The organism is Cryptosporangium minutisporangium (genome assembly GCF_039536245.1).
GTDB lineage: Bacteria > Actinomycetota > Actinomycetes > Mycobacteriales > Cryptosporangiaceae > Cryptosporangium > Cryptosporangium minutisporangium.
The window spans coordinates 16,129-31,800 of the sequence record NZ_BAAAYN010000031.1 but is presented as its reverse complement, the minus strand read 5'-3'; the positions used below and the strand labels follow the sequence as shown (position 1 = coordinate 31,800).

Annotated in this window: 15 protein-coding genes; 7 read left to right on the top strand and 8 right to left on the bottom strand. The window is 70.0% G+C overall.

Features of this window, described 5'->3' with window-relative positions; genetic code table 11:
• Positions 1-18: 18 nt before the first annotated feature.
• From ABEB28_RS24065 to ABEB28_RS24045, 5 genes are all read right to left on the bottom strand, one after another.
• Positions 19-1,554 (bottom strand): glycoside hydrolase family 13 protein, encoded by a 1,536-nt coding sequence (locus ABEB28_RS24065; protein WP_345730456.1) that lies wholly within the window; start codon positions 1,552-1,554, stop codon positions 19-21.
• Complete coding sequence (locus ABEB28_RS24060; protein WP_345730455.1) at positions 1,551-2,420, bottom strand: carbohydrate ABC transporter permease; 870 nt, start codon at positions 2,418-2,420, stop codon at positions 1,551-1,553. The genes ABEB28_RS24065 and ABEB28_RS24060 overlap by 4 nt, the downstream gene beginning before the upstream one ends.
• Positions 2,417-3,388 carry a carbohydrate ABC transporter permease gene (locus ABEB28_RS24055; protein ID WP_345730454.1) on the bottom strand — a complete coding sequence of 324 codons (972 nt, stop codon included), beginning with the start codon at positions 3,386-3,388 and terminating at the stop codon, positions 2,417-2,419. The genes ABEB28_RS24060 and ABEB28_RS24055 overlap by 4 nt, the downstream gene beginning before the upstream one ends.
• On the bottom strand, positions 3,388-4,734 hold the full coding sequence (locus tag ABEB28_RS24050) for an extracellular solute-binding protein (RefSeq protein ID WP_345730453.1): 1,347 nt from the start codon (positions 4,732-4,734) through the stop codon (positions 3,388-3,390). The genes ABEB28_RS24055 and ABEB28_RS24050 overlap by 1 nt, the downstream gene beginning before the upstream one ends.
• A 458-nt stretch (positions 4,735-5,192) precedes the next feature.
• The gene (locus tag ABEB28_RS24045; protein WP_345730452.1) at positions 5,193-6,203 is read right to left on the bottom strand and encodes a LacI family DNA-binding transcriptional regulator; all 1,011 of its coding nucleotides are present in this window, start codon (positions 6,201-6,203) and stop codon (positions 5,193-5,195) included.
• A 184-nt stretch (positions 6,204-6,387) separates the two neighbouring features.
• Here ABEB28_RS24045 and ABEB28_RS24040 point away from each other — a divergent pair, with 184 nt between their 5' ends.
• Positions 6,388-6,918: a type II toxin-antitoxin system PemK/MazF family toxin gene (locus ABEB28_RS24040; RefSeq protein ID WP_376980743.1), complete on the top strand. Its 531-nt coding sequence runs from the start codon at positions 6,388-6,390 to the stop codon at positions 6,916-6,918.
• 75 nt (positions 6,919-6,993) lie between these two features.
• On the opposite strand, the gene ABEB28_RS24035 is transcribed toward ABEB28_RS24040, so the two are convergent.
• Complete coding sequence (locus tag ABEB28_RS24035; RefSeq protein ID WP_345730450.1) at positions 6,994-7,335, bottom strand: DUF1330 domain-containing protein; 342 nt, start codon at positions 7,333-7,335, stop codon at positions 6,994-6,996.
• 242 nt (positions 7,336-7,577) lie between these two features.
• On the opposite strand from ABEB28_RS24035, the gene ABEB28_RS24030 reads away from it, so the two are divergent.
• Genes ABEB28_RS24030 through ABEB28_RS24015 form a run of 4 tightly spaced genes read left to right on the top strand, consistent with a single transcriptional unit; the run spans position 7,578 to position 11,154 of the window.
• Positions 7,578-8,771 carry an NAD(P)/FAD-dependent oxidoreductase gene (locus ABEB28_RS24030; protein WP_345730449.1) on the top strand — a complete coding sequence of 398 codons (1,194 nt, stop codon included), beginning with the start codon at positions 7,578-7,580 and terminating at the stop codon, positions 8,769-8,771.
• Positions 8,768-9,688, top strand: coding sequence for an RNA polymerase sigma-70 factor (locus tag ABEB28_RS24025; protein WP_345730448.1), 921 nt, complete (start codon positions 8,768-8,770; stop codon positions 9,686-9,688). The genes ABEB28_RS24030 and ABEB28_RS24025 overlap by 4 nt, the downstream gene beginning before the upstream one ends.
• A 46-nt stretch (positions 9,689-9,734) precedes the next feature.
• Positions 9,735-10,544, top strand: coding sequence for an alpha/beta fold hydrolase (locus tag ABEB28_RS24020; RefSeq protein WP_345730447.1), 810 nt, complete (start codon positions 9,735-9,737; stop codon positions 10,542-10,544).
• Positions 10,537-11,154, top strand: a complete 618-nt coding sequence (locus ABEB28_RS24015) for a TetR/AcrR family transcriptional regulator (protein WP_345730446.1) — start codon at positions 10,537-10,539, stop codon at positions 11,152-11,154. Before ABEB28_RS24020 ends, ABEB28_RS24015 begins: the two co-directional genes overlap by 8 nt.
• Here ABEB28_RS24015 and ABEB28_RS24010 read toward each other — a convergent pair.
• Positions 11,063-11,713: a maleylpyruvate isomerase family mycothiol-dependent enzyme gene (locus tag ABEB28_RS24010; protein WP_345730445.1), complete on the bottom strand. Its 651-nt coding sequence runs from the start codon at positions 11,711-11,713 to the stop codon at positions 11,063-11,065. The two genes, ABEB28_RS24015 and ABEB28_RS24010, sit on opposite strands and share 92 nt — an antisense overlap.
• 68 nt (positions 11,714-11,781) lie before the next feature.
• Between ABEB28_RS24010 and ABEB28_RS24005 the strand changes: the two genes are divergently transcribed.
• A complete protein-coding gene (locus ABEB28_RS24005) occupies positions 11,782-12,261 on the top strand; it encodes a MarR family winged helix-turn-helix transcriptional regulator (protein ID WP_345730444.1) in 480 nt (159 codons plus the stop codon).
• A gap of 345 nt (positions 12,262-12,606) precedes the next feature.
• Positions 12,607-14,901, top strand: a complete 2,295-nt coding sequence (locus tag ABEB28_RS24000; RefSeq protein WP_345730443.1) for a putative bifunctional diguanylate cyclase/phosphodiesterase — start codon at positions 12,607-12,609, stop codon at positions 14,899-14,901.
• Here ABEB28_RS24000 and ABEB28_RS23995 read toward each other — a convergent pair.
• The gene (locus tag ABEB28_RS23995) at positions 14,898-15,566 is read right to left on the bottom strand and encodes an SDR family NAD(P)-dependent oxidoreductase (protein ID WP_345730442.1); all 669 of its coding nucleotides are present in this window, start codon (positions 15,564-15,566) and stop codon (positions 14,898-14,900) included. The two genes, ABEB28_RS24000 and ABEB28_RS23995, sit on opposite strands and share 4 nt — an antisense overlap.
• Positions 15,567-15,672 lie beyond the last annotated feature (106 nt).

Sequence of the window (15,672 nt, the reverse complement as noted above, 5' to 3'; positions counted from 1 at the left end):
GCGCGCCCGGCACCTCGGTCACGGACGGACCCACACCGCCGCGTCCACCGGGAGCAACCCGTCCACCAGCGGGGCGCTCCCCAGCACCACGTCCCCGGGAGTGGGCAGCGGTACCGGGGCCTCCGACAGGTTCACCACACAGACGAACCCGGCCTCCCGGGCGAACGCCAGCACGTTCTCGCCCGCGTCGAGCCACCGCATCCCCCCGCCGAACTCCCGCCGGAGCCGCAGCGCTTCCCGGTAGAGGGTCAGCATCGACCCCGGGACGCCGTCCTGCGCCTCCACGGTCAGCGCCTCCCACCCCGTCGGCTGCGGCAACCAGGTAGGCGTCGCCCCGAAGCCGTACGGCGGGGTGCCACCGCACCACGGCAGCGGAATCCGACATCCGTCCCGGCCGGGGTCGACCCCGCCGGACCGGTGATGCATCGGGTCGCGGATCGCGTCCGCCGGGACCTCGTACTCCGGGAGCCCCAGCTCTTCACCCTGGTAGACGTAGACCGCGCCGGGCAGGGCCATGGCCAGCAACGAGGCGGCCCGCGCCCGGCGGGTCCCCAGCGAGACGTCGGACGGCACCCCGGCTCGCTTGGCTTCGAACGCGAACGACGTGTCCGACCGCCCGTACCGGGTGACGACCCTGGTGACGTCGTGGTTGGACAGCACCCAGGTAGCCGGTGCGTCCACCGGCGCGTGCGCGGCGAGCGTGGTGTCGATCGACGTCCGCAACCGAGCGGCGTCCCACGGGCAGGCCAGGAAGTCGAAGTTGAACGCGGTGTGCAGCTCCTCCGGGCGGAGGTACTTCGCGAAGCGAGCAGCGTCCGGCAGCCACAGCTCGCCGATCAGCACCCGGGCCTCGTCGTACGAGTCGGCGATCCGGCGCCACGACCGGTAGATGTCGTGCAGCTCGTCCCGGTCGACGTACGGGTGCGGCTCCCCTTCCACCACGTCCGGCAGCGCAGGGTCCTTCGCCGGCAGCACCGCCGAGTCGATCCGGACGCCGGCCGCGCCGCGGTCGAACCAGAACCGCAGCACGTCTTCGTGCTCGGCCCGGACCAGCGGGTGCTGCCAGTTCAGGTCGGGCTGCTCCGCCGTGAACAGGTGCAGATACCAGGAGCCGTCCGGGAGCTGCGTCCACGGCGAACCCCCGAACTCCGACACCCAGTTGTTGGGCCGGTCGGAGAACCAGAAGAGCTCACGCTCCGGCGCGTCCGGGGACGACAGCGCCTTCCGGAACCACGGATGCAGGTGCGAGATGTGGTTCGGCACGATGTCGACGATCGTCCGCAGGCCGAGTACCCGGGCCTCGGCGATGAGCTTCTCCGCCTCGGCCAGCGTCCCGTACGCGGGGTCGATCTCCCGGTAGTCGACGACGTCGTAGCCGCCGTCCGCACCCGACGACGGGTACCAGGGGTTGAACCACAACGCATCGACGCCGAGCGACGCGAGATACGGCAGCCGGGCCCGGACCCCCGCCAGATCGCCGACGCCGTCGCCGTTCCCGTCCGCAAAGCTGCGCGGATAGATCTGGTAGATCGCCGCGTTCTTCCACCAGCTCATCCCTTGAGACTCCCCGCGCCGATTCCGGCAATGATGTGTCGTTGGAAAACTAGGAACAGCGCGATCATCGGCAGGCTGGCGATCACCATCGCGGCGATCAACTGGCTGGCCGGCGCGTCGGCGGACAGCTGCACCAGCGCGACGCTGATCGGCGACTTCGACGTGTCGGAGAAGACCAGCAGCGGCCAGAGGAAGTCCTGCCAGACCGCCACGACCGCGAAGATCGAGACGACGCCGAGCACCGGCCGGGACAGCGGCAGCACCACGTGCCAGAGCCGCCGCACCGGACCCGCACCATCGATCTCGGCCGCCTCCAGCAGTTCGCTCGGGATCTGGTCGAAGAATCGCTTGAGCAGGTAGAGGTTGAACGCGTTGGCAACCGCAGGCAGCCAGATCGCCAGCGGGCTGTTCAGCAGGTTCACGTGGATGATCGGCACGTCGACGATCGTCAGGTACTTCGGTACCAGCAGCGCGGACGCCGGCACCATCAGCGTCGCGAGGATGCCGCCGAGGATCACCTGCCCGAACACCGGCCGCAGCCGGGACAGCGCGTACGCCGCCAAGGTGCAGAACACCAGCTGCAGGATCCACGCCCCGGCCGCCTGAACAGCGGTGTTGGTCAGGTGGGTGGTGAGGTCCAGCGTTCCCCAGGCGTCCTTGTAGTTCTCCGGGTGCCACTCCTCCGGCACCAGCGTGGGCGGCGTCCGGACCAACTCGTCCGACGACTTCATCGCGCCGACGACCATCCAGTACACCGGGAACAGGAACGCGACGACGAACGCCAGCACCGTGCCGCCGAACACCGTCCAGTAGATGGCACGGCCCTTCGGTCTGGTCAGGACACTGGCCGAGACGAGCGTCCTCATGTGCGCTCCCTGGTCAGTCGCAGGTAGAGCGCGGAAAACGCACCCAGGAAGACGAGCAGCATCGCGCTGAGCGCGCACGCGCTGCCGTAGTCGAGGTAGACGAACGCGTACTTGTAGATGAGGTAGAGGACGGTGATCGTCGCGTCCTCGGGGCCGCCGCCGGTCATGATGTACGGCTCGGTGAAGATCTGCATCGTCGCGACGATCTGCAGCAGGAGCAGCATCAGCATGACGAACCGGGTCTGCGGGATCGTCACGTGCCGGATCCGCTGCCACAGCGAGGCGCCGTCCAGCTCGGCGGCCTCGTACAGCTCCCCCGGGATGCCCTGCAGCGCGGCGAGGTAGATCAGCACGGTGCCGCCGAGGTTGGCCCAGGTGGCGACCAGTACCAGCGAGACGAGGGCGGTGCTGGTGGAGTTCGTCCAGTCCGAAGTGGGCAGGTGCAGGAAGCGGAGCACCTCGTTGAACAGGCCGGGGCCCGGGTCGTAGAACCACTTCCAGAGGAGTGCGGTGACCACTGGCGGGATCATCACCGGCAGGTACACCGCGAGGCGGAAGAACGTCTTCGCGTGCCGCAGTTCGTTGAGCAGCACGGCCAGCGCGAACGGCACTGCGAACCCGATGACCAGCGCCAGCAGCGTGAACACGAACGTGTTGCGCCAGGCGGCGCCGAACTCCGGGTCGGCGAAGAGGAGCCGGAAGTTGTCGAACCCGACCCAGGTGGCCTCGTCCACCGAGTTCGACTGCTGGAACGCCAGCACCAGCGCCCGCACGGCCGGGTACCAGGAGAACAGCCCGAAGCAGAGCAGGCCGCCGGCGAGGAACGCGTACGCGGTGAGGTTGTCGGTGACCCGGCGTCGGACGCGGTCGCCGCGGGGCCGCGGTGCATCAGGTTCGGTCGCGGGCGCGGCCCCGCGGCGTAGAAGCCGCGGGGCCGGGCCGCCGACCGCGCTGGTCGGTGCGCCCATCAGCGCTGGTTGGCCAGGAGCCGGTCGATCTTGTCCGACGCATCGGCCAGCAGGTCGTCGATGTCGGCGTTGCGGTTGGTGAGCACCGCGGACATCACACCGTCCATCACCGAGTAGATCTGCTGTGCCTGCGGCGGCTCCAGCTTGCCCGGCACCTCGGTCTCCTGGAACAGCTGGTAGTTCTCGACCGGGACGTTCGCGTACTGCGCCTTGAGCTTGTTGTCGGCGTCCGCCGTCGGGCCGGTCCACAGGTTCGGCTGCGGCAGGCCGACCGGAGCCTTGTTGCGGGCCGCCCGCTCCCAGTTGTTCGCGCCGGTGCCCGGCGTGAGGTTCTGGAACTCGACCCACTTGACGCCGGCCCGGATCTGCTCCGGGGTCGCGTCGCGGTTGAACATGTAGCCGTCACCGCCGAGCAGCGTGCCCTTGCTGCCGGGCATCGGAGCGATCGCCAGGTCCGTGTACGAGCCCTTGTACTTCTTGACGATCTCCGGGAGGTTGTCCGGCGCCGCGAGATACATGCCGAGCTTGCCCGCGCCCATCATCTGCTGGAGGTCGGTGATCTGCAGCAGCTGCTTGCTGCCCATGCTGTTGTCGGTCCAGCGCATGTCCTTGAGGGTCTGCAGCACGGCCTTGCCCTCGGGGGTGTTCACGGCGGCCTTCTTGCCGTCCTCGGACACCATCGAGCCGCCCTGCGAGTACATCTCGGCGGTGAAGTGCCAGCCGCCCTGGTTGCTCGCGCTGAACTCGCCGTACCCGACCGTGCCGTTGCCGAGCGCGGCGATCTTCTTCGCGGCGGCGCGGACCTCTTCCCACGACGTCGGCGGTTTGGCCGGGTCGAGGCCCGCCTTGCTGAACAGCGCTCGGTTGTAGATGAGCCCCATCGAGTAGTTGGTGCGCGGCAGGCCGTACGTCTTGCCGCCGTCGGTGAACACGTCGAGCACCGACTGCTGGATGTCGCCGTAGCCCTGTACCTCGTCGACGTACTTGGAGATGTCCGCGGCCTGGCGTCGCTTGATCACGTTCGCGACGTCGGTGAAGTAGACGTAGAAGACGTCCTCCATCTGACCGCCGGCCAGCTTGGCGTCGAACGTCTTCGGGTCCATGCACGGGAACGCGTCTTTGGCGACGATGTCGATGTCGGGGTTCTGCTTCTCGAAGATCGCGATGTCCTCCTCGAAGCTGCGCCGGTCGATCGCGGCGGACTTCGGAGGCTCGCAGTTGACCGTGATGCGAACTTTTCCGTCCGAGCTCTTGTCATCGTCCGCGCTGGTGCACGCGGCGCCGGCCAGGAGTAATCCAGTGGCCAGCGCCGCGCCGACCACGCGACGCGTACGGGTTTCTCTCATCGTTGAGCGCCCTTCGTAGTGGCGTGCGGCGACACCCCACCGCGCTCCCCGCGTGCGGGGTGGTTACGGAGAGCGCGTGCCGCAGACCATAGGGGCGGCTCACATTGCTGCGCAATATCTGGATCGAGATTCGCAAAATCTCGACTGGATCACGGGATTCCTGAATCAAGTCAGTGGTTGCGGTGGGTTCACTGCCCACTATCGACGCTCGGCACGCAACACTTTTCGTGGCTTGCGTCGGCGCCTGTCCCCCCAGCGCGACGCACGACGAAAGCGCCCGCCCACGTCGCTCACCCGCCGCCCGGCGCGCGCCCGCACAGGCCGTTCACCAACCGCCCGACGCGCGGGGCTTTCCCGAAATCAACCTCTCGCGGGCGGCCGTGAGGTGGTCTTCCCGAAAATCAACCTCAGCAGCCTGCGTGTGAGGTGGTCTTCCCGAAAAACCGCCACCCGCGGGGTCAGGAGTGGGGGGCTCGGGCTGTGGAGGCTCGCACCACCAGCTCCGGCTCGAAGAGGAGCTCGTCGGCGGCGACGGTGACGCCCTTGATCTGGCTGGCGAGCAGCTCGACCGCCGCGCGCCCCATCGCCTCGATCGGCTGCCGGACGGTGGTGAGCGGCGGATCCGTGCAGTTCATGAACGCCGAGTCGTCGAAACCGACCACGGACAGATCCGCCGGCACGGAGAGCCGCCGACGCCGTGCCGCCCGCACCGCGCCGAGCGCCAACAGGTCGCTCGCGCAGATCACTCCGGTCACCCCGCGCTCGATCAGCTTCGACGCCGCAGCCTGCCCGCCCTCGATCGAGAACATCGCGTGCTCGACGTGCTCCGACGGCGCCGACACCCCCAGCTCCTCGGCGAGCGTCCGGAATTCGGAAAGCTTGCGCCGGGACGGCACGTGGTCGGCGGGTCCGAGCAGCAGACCGATCCGCTCGTGCCCGAGCGAGCGCAGGTGCCCGAGTGCCTGCTCCACCGCAACTCCGTCGTCGCAGGAGACGCGGGGAAAGCGCAACCGCTCGATGCCCGCGTTGACCAGGACGACCGGCAGCCGTCGGGCGGCGAGGCGCTCGTAGTGCGCGTGTTCGGCGTCCGCCTGGGCGAACAGGCCGCTGGCGAACATCACGCCGGAGACGTGCTGTTCGAGCAGGAGGTCGACGTACTCCTCCTCGGAGACGCCGCCCGCGGTGCGGGTACAGAGCACCGGGGTGAAGCCCTTCTGTGCGAGCGCGTCTCCCACCACCTCGGCGAACGCCGGAAAGATGGGGTTCTGCAGCTCCGGCAGGACGAGGCCGACCAGCCGCCCGCGCTCCCCGCGTAACTGGGTGGGCCGCTCGTACCCCAGTACGTCGAGCGCGGTGAGCACGGCCTCCCGGGTAGCGTCCGACACCCCGGGACGTCCGTTGAGGACCCGGCTGACCGTCGCCTCGCTGACGCCGACCTTCTGTGCCACTTCCGCAAGCCGTCGAGTCACGGGCGTCATGGTAAGCCGATTGGCGTAATCGGTTTGCGTGATCACGCAAATTCCCGACTGCCACTTACGTCCGCCCTGCGGAGTGAACACCGCCCGGGACGGAAGCCACGGAGGCGACTAGGGTGCCCCCGTGGCTCGAAGCTTCAAGGACCTGGCGCGCTCGGCCGTTCGCGGCACCCCCAAAATGCTGAGCAAGCTCCGCCCGAGCCGCCGCGCAGGCTCGGCGTCCGGCGCTGCCGACGCGTCCGACCCGTCCGCGAAGGGGCGCGGCCGGTCCGCCGGCACCCGACGCGGACCGTCGCCCGCGGAGGTCGCCGCCCGAGTCAACGGCGGATCACCGGCGCCCAGTGGTCGGCACCTCGTCTACGCGCCGAACCTCGACGGCGATGCCGACCCGGGCGAGATCGTGTGGACCTGGGTGCCGTACGAGGAAGACCCGAGCCAGGGCAAGGACCGCCCGGTCCTCGTCGTCGGACGCCAGGGCAAACGCCTGCTCGGGCTGATGCTCTCCTCGAAGAGTGACCGGGACGGGCAGCGGCACTGGTTCCCGCTCGGTGCGGGCGCTTGGGATCGGGAGAACCGACCGAGCTGGATCCGACTCGACCGGGTCATCGAGGTGGACGAGGACGGCATCCGGCGCGAGGGCGCGGTGCTCCCCCGCGACCGCTTCCAGGCCGTGGCGGCCGAACTTCGCGCCGAGTACCACTGGGCCTGATCGCCGCGCCGCTGATTCTCGTCGAATCCGCCTCCACGGCCGCCGTGGAAACGGTTTTGGCGTAAATCAGCGGGGTCAAGCTGTGGCGGCGCGGAGACGGGCTGCCGTGGCGGACGCGTCGTAGTTCGGGCCGACGCCGTCGACCAGGATCGCCGCACCCGGGATGTGATCGGTCCGCATCGGCAGGATCTCCTGGTAGGCGGGCGACTGGTACCAGGCCCGCGCCTTCTCCAGATCCGGGAACTCGATGATCACGACCGTCCCCGGCCACTCCCCCTCCGCCACCTCCGGCATGACGCCGTGCACGACGAACCGGCCGCCGTGGGGATCCAACGTGGACTGGATCCGCTCGATGTACTCGAACACGTCCGGGTGGTTCGAGAGCTCGTAAAGGTGCGCTAACGCGTAAGCCGGCATCGGTCCTCCTCGGTGACGTAGCTGCACCGGTCCGCCTGTCAGCCACTCGGTGGGCTCCGAACGACCGGTACGAGCCCAGCCTCGCCGCGCCGCCACCGCGCGTCGATTACCCGCCGGGTAATGGCCTGCACGTTCCGTCGCAGGTCTGTGCCGCAGGTCACACCGGCTCCATGTCACGGACCGCCGCGCAGCTCCCATCTCCTGGGCGTCGGAACGGCCTGGAGAGAGCGAGAGGCAGAACAATGAACGAGCAGCGCACGACCGCACATCGGCTCCTGGTCCTGGGGGCGGGCTACGCGGGCCTGGCCGCCGCGGTACAGCTGGCGGCTCGGGTCAAGGAGCGCGCCGACGTCACGGTGACAGTGGTGAACGCCGAGGAGCGATTCACGGAGCGGCTGCGGCTGCCGATGACAGCGACCGGGCAGCACGTCGCCGACCTGAACATTCCGCAGTTGCTGGAGGGCACCGGCGCGCGGTTCGTGCCCGGCTGGGTGACGGCGGTGGACGCCGACGCGAAGTCCGTGCGGATCGACGACGACCGGGTCCTGCACTACGACACGCTGGTGTACGGGCTGGGCAGCGTCGCCGACACTGCGTCCGTGCCAGGGGTCGAGGACTACGCCTACACGCTGAGCAGCGCCCGCGACGCCGAATCGCTCGCCAGCCGGCTGGCGCAGCTCCGCAGCGGCACGGTCGTGGTCGCCGGTAGCGGGCTGACCGGCATCGAGTCGGCGGCGGAGCTCGCCGAGCAGTATCCGCAGCTGAACGTCGTGCTGGTGGGCCGGAGCGAACCGGGCGCGGCCATGAATCCGAAGGCGAAGGCGTACGTGCGGTCCGCGCTGCTGCGGCTCGGCGTCGAGGTGCGCAGCGGTGCCGAGGTGACGAAGGTGCTGCCGGATGCGGTCGAGCTGGTGGGCGGCGAGAGCATCGCTGTCGACGCGGTGTTGTGGACCAGCGGTACGCGGGTGTCGCCGCTGGCGACCGCCGCCGGATTCACCGTCGACGAGCGGGGCCGCATCGTCACCGACCCCACGCTGCGGTCGGTGTCGCACCCCGACGTGTACGCCGTGGGAGACGCGGCCGCGATCCAGCAGCGCTACGGCGTACTGCACGGGACGTGCCAGAGCGGCATGCCGACCGGTGTTCACGCGGCGGTGTCGATCGTCCGTTCGCTGCAGGGCAAGCAGCCCAAGCCGTTCCGCTTCGGCTACTACCACACGCCGGTGAGCCTCGGCCGCCATGACGCCGTCGTGCAGTTCACCCGCCCGGACGACAGCCCTCGGCGCCTCTGTCTCACCGGCCGGCTGGCGGCCAGGTACAAGGAAACGGTGACAGCCTCCCCGTGGCCGACCTACGGCCGCATGAAGAAGATGCCGACCTCCGGCGCGTTCTGGCCCCGCGGTGGCCGCTTCACCCGACGCCAGGTCGCTCGATGACGAAGCCCTCGCCCGAACCCGACCAGCAGGTGTTCAACCAGCACCGCAATCTGCTGTTCTCGGTGGCGTACCGCATCCTCGGCACCGCGGCTGACGCCGAGGACGCGGTGCAGGACGCCTGGATCAAATGGTCGGCAGCAGATCGCGCGCAGGTCGCCGAGCCGAAGTCCTACCTCACGCGGATCGTCTCGAACGTCGCCCTGGAACGCCTGCGCTCCACCCGGTACCAGCGCGAGACCTACGTCGGCCCGTGGCTCCCTGAACCCATCCTGACGAGCAGCGACACCGCCGACTCCGTGACCGCCGCCGAGTCCGTCTCGATGGCGATGTTGGTGGTGCTGGAGACGCTGAGCCCGCTCGAGCGTGCGGTGTTCGTGCTGAAGGAGGTCTTCGGATTCAGCTACGCAGAGATCGCCGCGGCGGTGGAACGCTCCGAAGCCGCGGTGCGGCAGGCGACACACCGGGCTCGCGAGCACGTGCAGGCGCGACGGCCGCGCTTCAGTGCGGACAAGGCCCAGCAGCGGGCGGTCACCGAGCGATTCTTCGCCGCCGCGACCGGTGGCGACCTCAACGGCCTGATGGAGCTGCTCTCCCCCGACGTCACGCTGTGGACCGACGGCGGCGGCAAGGTGCGGCAGGCGATGCGGCCGGTCGTCGGCGCGTCCACGGTCGCCACCTGGTTCGCAGCCATCGGGAGCGTCAGTTACCAGGGCATCGAGCCGGCCGACATGAGCGTCGAACTGGTCGAGATCAACGGCGGGCTCGGCCTGGTCTTCCGCGGGGCGGGCCGGGTGGTCGCGACCGTCACCTTCGGCATCGACGCCGACGGCCGCATCACGACGATCCACAACGTCGCCAACCCCGACAAGTTGCGCGCCATCGCCGACGGTGCCGCTCACGACGTGGGAACGCGCTGAAACCTAGCCCTTGACGGAGTTAGCTAATGACCTTAGCTTTCTAGCTATGGAGATTAGCTACCTCGACCGCGGCCCCGGCCGGATCGCCTACGACGTGCAGGGGGAAGGCCCGCTGGTGGTCTGCGTCCCCGGCATGGGAGACCTGCGCTCCACCTACCGTTTCCTCGCACCGCGCTTGGCGGCCGCGGGCTTCCGGGTGGCCACTGTCGACCTCCGCGGCCACGGCGACAGCGACGACAACTTCCCCGCCTACGACGACGTGGCCGCCGGCTCGGACGTCCTAGCGCTGGTCGAGCACCTCGGCGGTGGGCCGGCGCTCCTCGTCGGTAACTCGATGGGCGCCGCGGCCGCGACCTGGGCCGCCGCCGAGGAGCCGGACGCCGTCGCCGGACTGGTTCTGCTCGGCGCGTTCGTCCGCGATCCGAAGATCAACCCGGTGCTGAGCGTCCTGATGAAGGTTTTGCTGGTCAAGCCGTGGGGTCCGGCGGCCTGGAAGGCGTATTACAAGTCGCTCTACCCGGGGAACCCGCCGGCCGACCTCGACCAGCACCTGGCCTCGATCGCGGCGAGCATGCGCCGCGGCGGCCACTGGCGGTCCTTCGTCCGCACGACACGCACCAGCCACGCGCCGGTCGAGGCGCGGCTGACCGAGGTGCACACCCCCACGCTGGTCCTCATGGGAGAGAAGGACCGCGACTGGGCGGACGCGGCCGCGGAGGGCCGGTTCGTGGCCGACGCGCTCGGCGGCGAGCTGATCGTCGTGCCGAACGCCGGCCACTACCCGATGGCTGAGTACCCCGACCAGGTCGCTCCGGCGGTCCAGGCCTTCGCCCAGCGGGCGCACGCCGGTGCCTAGAGCCGGTCTGACCCCGGCGATCGTCGTCGCCGAGGCCGCGCGGCTCGCCGACGAGGTGGGGCTCGACCGGCTGACGCTGGCTCTGGTCGCACAGCGCCTCGGTGTCGCGCTGCCCAGCCTCTACAAACACGTCAAAGGGCTGGACGCGCTGCACCAGCAGGTGTCCGCGCTCGCCACCGAAGAACTGGCGGGCGCGCTCGCCGCCGCTGCGGTCGGGCGCTCGGGTACCGACGCCGTTCTCGCCCTGGCCGACGCCTACCGCGCCTACGCCCGTGAACACCCGGGCCGCTACCCGGCGACTCAGCGGGTGCCCGACCCGAACGATCCCGCCCACGTGCGCGCCGGCGATCGCGCGGTCGGCACGATCGTCGCCGTCCTCGCCGGTTACGGCCTCACCGGCGAGGACGCAATCCACGCGACCCGCGCGCTCCGCAGCGCACTGCACGGTTTCGTCTCACTGGAGACCGGCGGCGGCTTCGGCATGCCGCAGGACGTCGACCGTTCTTTCGCCCAGCTGGTCACGGCGCTGGACGCGGCGTTCCGCTCGTGGCCCGCAGTCGATCCAGCCCCGGACCGGTCAGCTCCGACAGCGCCACCGTCCGCCCGCTGAGCGTCAGCAGGAGCGCGGCGATCGGACCGCAGACCTCCGCTCCCTCACCGACCGTCCAGTCCACGTCGGTCGCGATCAGCCGGGTACCGGCCAACCGGTGCCGAGCGCCGAACGGGAACCCCATCTCCCAGACCCGCGTGGCCGCAGCCTGCGCCTCGGCGAGCGGCATGTCCCGGCGCCGCCCCAGCGGTCGGACGATGTCTTGCTGGTGGACGAGCAGGTCGAGCAGCGGCTCGTAGACCGTGGTGCGCGGTGCGAGCCGCCGGGAGCCGACGGTGGCGCGCACGGTCGCGACGATCTCCGCGGTCGGACGTCGGGCGCGCCGGACGGCCGAGTCCTGGATCATCCGGTTGAAATCGCCACGGGCTCGCACGATCTCCCAGAGCACCTCCGCCCCGCTCGCGTTGGCCGCCATCGTCAGGTGGGCGGCTACGTCCCGCACCCGCCACCCCGGGCAGAGCGACGGGTGCTCCCACTCGTCGGGCGACAGCGCCTCCAGCAGGTCGGCCAACTCGTCGCGCTGGACGTCGATCGCCCGCCACACCTCGGTCGGCTCCATGCCGCACCTCGAATTCACTAAGGAAGCCTGAAGATAAGGCTTCCTGAGGATAGGGGTACGGTGGGGCCGTGAACAACCCCGAGCCGAGCGGGCGCAATACGACCGCGCTGCTCTACCAGGCGTATCTTCGGCTGGCCGCGGTCATCAACGACGCGATGCACGAGTTCGATCCCCGCACTCGCCCGGCGTACGCGGCGGTCCTGATCAACATGGACCTCGACGGCATCCGACTCACCCGCCTGGCCGAGAAGGCGCAGATGACGCCGCAGGCGATGGGCGAGTTGGTCGACAGCTTGGAGCGGCTCGGCTACCTCCAGCGCCTCCCCGACCCGGCCGACCGGCGCGCGAAGCTGATCCAGTTCACCGAGGCCGGCCGGACGGCGCTGGAGACTGCGTTCGAGGTGGTCGCGGAGATCGAGACGTACCTGGCGGAAACCCTCGGCCGAGACACGCTCGACGGCCTGCACACCGCCCTCGACCGCATCCTCGGCGACCCGGCCACCTCCGACGGCCTTACCGGCCTACGACACTCACGCGCCACCCGATGAGATGGCACGTCTGACCCCTAACAGGGGCCACACAGCCGACCCACAACAACCCGTCTGTCCATATCGGCCTCCTGATTGTGACCGCTGCTCGCATTCAGCGCGCGGACACAGCGCGGTGATGCCATGGTTGTCACCTGGTGGGGCGACCGGACACTGGCGTTGCCGGGGGTGTGATTGGTCTTGGCGTCACTCGTGGGCAAGCACGCGCCGCGCGCTGGTGATGCGCGCGCGGAGGAAACCGATCCGAACGACGTCCCGATCGACCAGTTACCGGAGCACGGCTCGCGCTCCGTTCCGCTTCCTAGACCGAAGGGGCGGCGCGGAAGAGCGTCGCCCCGTTGGTGGTTGTGGTCGTTGATCGGCGGCGCAGCCGCCGTGGTCGCGCTGAACGCTGCCCCCTCGAACATCGCGCCGCTAGCGTGCACTTTCGTCGAAGTCGGGACGCTCGTCGCCCTCGCCGCAGGTATCCGGCTCAACCCTCCGCCGCACCGTCTGAACTGGATGATCGTTCTCGGCGCGGTGTCGCTGCTGACCGCGGCGAAGCTGGTCCAGCGCGCCCACAACCTGCTCGATCTGGGTCCCGGACTGCCGACCCTGGTCATCGACTGGATGTACCTGGTGGTCTACCTGCTGCTCGCGCTCGCGCTCGGGATCCTGCCGCTGCACGGGCGGCACCGGACGAAGCTCACGAGCATGACCGAGGTCGGCATCCTCGCGTGCACGATCGTCGTCCTGACCTGGTCCGGTGTCATCGACCCGGTGCTGGACGCGTTCGAGCTCGACGCCGTCGTCGCGGTCACCGCGTCGCTGTTGCCGCTGCTCGGGCTGTTGATGGTGACCACCACCGCTCGTCGAGTGCTCACCGCAGGCACCCGGACGCCGTCCGGCCTGCTCACGATCGTCGCGCTGGTCACGCTGCTCGCCGGCGACACGATCGCGATGGCCGCCCGCATGGACAACGGTGCGACGGCGGGCGTCAAACCGTCGATGTACGGCTGGCTGGTCGCGACCGTCCTGCTCGCGACCGCCGCACTCCACCCCTCGGCAGCCCTCGACCCGCTACCCGCCGAGCGGCCCAGCCGCGGTGTGATGGCCCGTGGTTACGTGCTGCTGATCCTCGTCGGGCCGATCGCGACCGCGCTCTCGCTGCTGCGCGAGCTGCACCGCGGCTACGAGATCAACGCGTTGGACGTCGCCGTGCCGCTGGCCGCCACCACGGTGACCGCCGTCCTCCTGGTCTTCCGGCTGACCGCCTACGCGCGGGTCGCCGAACAGCGCGCCACCGCGCTGGACACCCGCACCGAGGCGCTCGAGGTCGCGCTGACCGAGCAGGTCACGCTCCGGAAGGTTCTGAGCCACCAGGCCACCCATGACCCGCTCACCGACCTCCCGAACCGCACGCTGTTCGGCGAGTGCGTCGACGAGGCGCTCGTCAGCGGTGAGCCGGGCACCCTGCTGCTGTTCGACCTGGACGGGTTCAAGGACGTCAACGACCGGTACGGGCACGAGGTCGGCGACGAGTTGCTGGTGGCGATCAGCGAGCGGGTACAGCGGCTCGTGCCCGCGCCGCACACGCTGGCCCGGCTCGGCGGTGACGAGTTCGCGGTCCTGCTACGGCAGAGCGGTCACCAGGAGAGCGTGCGGTGCGCGCAAGCGATCCTCGCCGCGCTCCGCCGTCCGTTCCAGGTCGGCCCGTACCAGCTCTACACCGCCGCGAGCGTCGGGTTGCGCGCGCTGGACACCGACACCGGTACCGCTCGGGTGCTCAGCGACACCGACCTCGCGCTGTACGCCGCCAAGGCGGCCGGTCGGGACCAGTTGGTCTGCTACGACTCGCAGCTGCGGACCAGACATTTGGCTCAGGCTCGCATGGTCGACCGGCTGCGCGACGCGCTGGAGCACGACCAGCTCTCGGTGCATTACCAGCCGGTCGTCGACTTCGAGAACGACCGGTGGGTGACGGTCGAGGCGCTGGCCCGCTGGGAGACCGACGACTGCTCGGTCAGCCCGGACCAGTTCATCCCGGTCGCCGAGGACAGCGGGCTGATCGTCGCGCTGGGTACCTGGGTGCTGCGGCAGGCCTGTCGGGACGCCGCACCCTGGCACCGTGACCACGGCACGCGCCTGGCGGTGAACGTCTCCGTGCACCAGCTGCGCGAGGCCGACTTCGCCGGCGTCGTCCGGCGCGCGCTCACCGACAGCGGACTGCCGGCAGCGGCCCTCTCCCTGGAGATCACCGAGAGCGTGCTGGTCGGCGCCGGTACCCAGCGGACCCGGGCGATCGCGCACCTCAACGAGCTGCGCGCGGCCGGCGTCGTGGTGGCGATCGACGACTTCGGTACCGGCTTCTCGTCGCTGGCCTACCTGCGGACGCTCCCGATCGACGCGATCAAGATCGACCGCGCGTTCGTGCCGTGCGAGCAGACCGAGGACCCGCAGCAGGTGGCGCTGGTCCGGGCGATCGTGGAGCTGGCTCGTGGCCTGGGGCTGGGCACGGTCGTGGAGGGCGTCGAGACCCCGGCGCAGGCCTCGGTGCTGAAGCGGCTCGGCTGCGACCTCGGACAGGGTTTCCACTACGGCAGGCCGGCGCCGGCCGACGTGATCAGCGCGACGCTGGCCCCGCAGAACCAGCCCGCCTAGAACGAAACTGGATCTCCGTCCACCGCACTCCACCCCCCGCTGGGCCGCGCGACCAGCGTCCGTCCGGTGAACTCGGACGTCGCGGAGGACAGCAGGTGCAGCACCAGAGCGGCCAGCTCGGACGATCGCCGGGTCGGTAACGCACGCAAGCCCCGGACCTGCGCACCCGGCCCCTCCGCGTCGATCGGCGCCACCACCGAGGTCACCCGGGTCCGCGGACCGAGGCGCATCGCGATCTCCCGGGTCGAGACGCTCACCAGAGCGGCGATCGCGTCCAGGTTCGTACCGTCGACCGGGTAGACGTTCGTGATGCTGCCGCCCCGCTCGGCCATCCACGCGAGCTGGACTCGGTAGATCCAGCCGGACGGCACCCCCATCGGCCCGTGCCGGTCGGTCGAGACGACGTTGACCAGCCCGTCGATACGCTCGAACGCCTCGAGCGCGTAGTCCACGGCATCGTCCTGGTGATCGGGGTCGCGTCCGCTACCGGCCACACCGAGCACTACACCGGGTCCGACACCGTCGACGAGCGCCTGGACGACGTCCGAATCGGAGTCGGCCGCGCACACCTGGTGACCCTGATCGGCCAGCGCGGCGACCACGGCTCTCCCGGTCGGCGATCCGGCTCCGGTCACCAGTACCGCCCGGACGCCGACCGTCGTCATCTCCCCGTCTCCTCCGGCCAGGCGAACAAGCCACCGGGCCGCCCCTGGCGGCCCGGTGGAAGTCTCGGCGAGTGAGGGCACCCTTCGCGTCGGCAATCCTGCCGGT

Excerpts from the sequence above, each read along its gene's own strand:
- ABEB28_RS24055 (WP_345730454.1), bottom strand. The coding sequence starts at position 3,388 with ATGGGCGCACCGACCAGCGCGGTCGGCGGCCCGGCCCCGCGGCTTCTA.
- ABEB28_RS24030 (WP_345730449.1), top strand. The coding sequence starts at position 7,578 with ATGAACGAGCAGCGCACGACCGCACATCGGCTCCTGGTCCTGGGGGCG.
- ABEB28_RS24040 (WP_376980743.1), top strand. The coding sequence starts at position 6,388 with ATGCTGAGCAAGCTCCGCCCGAGCCGCCGCGCAGGCTCGGCGTCCGGC.
- ABEB28_RS23995 (WP_345730442.1), bottom strand. The coding sequence starts at position 15,566 with ATGACGACGGTCGGCGTCCGGGCGGTACTGGTGACCGGAGCCGGATCG.
- ABEB28_RS24060 (WP_345730455.1), bottom strand. The coding sequence starts at position 2,420 with ATGAGGACGCTCGTCTCGGCCAGTGTCCTGACCAGACCGAAGGGCCGT.
- ABEB28_RS24065 (WP_345730456.1), bottom strand. The coding sequence starts at position 1,554 with ATGAGCTGGTGGAAGAACGCGGCGATCTACCAGATCTATCCGCGCAGC.
- ABEB28_RS24035 (WP_345730450.1), bottom strand. The coding sequence starts at position 7,335 with ATGCCGGCTTACGCGTTAGCGCACCTTTACGAGCTCTCGAACCACCCG.
- ABEB28_RS24050 (WP_345730453.1), bottom strand. The coding sequence starts at position 4,734 with ATGAGAGAAACCCGTACGCGTCGCGTGGTCGGCGCGGCGCTGGCCACT.
- ABEB28_RS24010 (WP_345730445.1), bottom strand. The coding sequence starts at position 11,713 with ATGGAGCCGACCGAGGTGTGGCGGGCGATCGACGTCCAGCGCGACGAG.
- ABEB28_RS24020 (WP_345730447.1), top strand. The coding sequence starts at position 9,735 with ATGGAGATTAGCTACCTCGACCGCGGCCCCGGCCGGATCGCCTACGAC.
- ABEB28_RS24025 (WP_345730448.1), top strand. The coding sequence starts at position 8,768 with ATGACGAAGCCCTCGCCCGAACCCGACCAGCAGGTGTTCAACCAGCAC.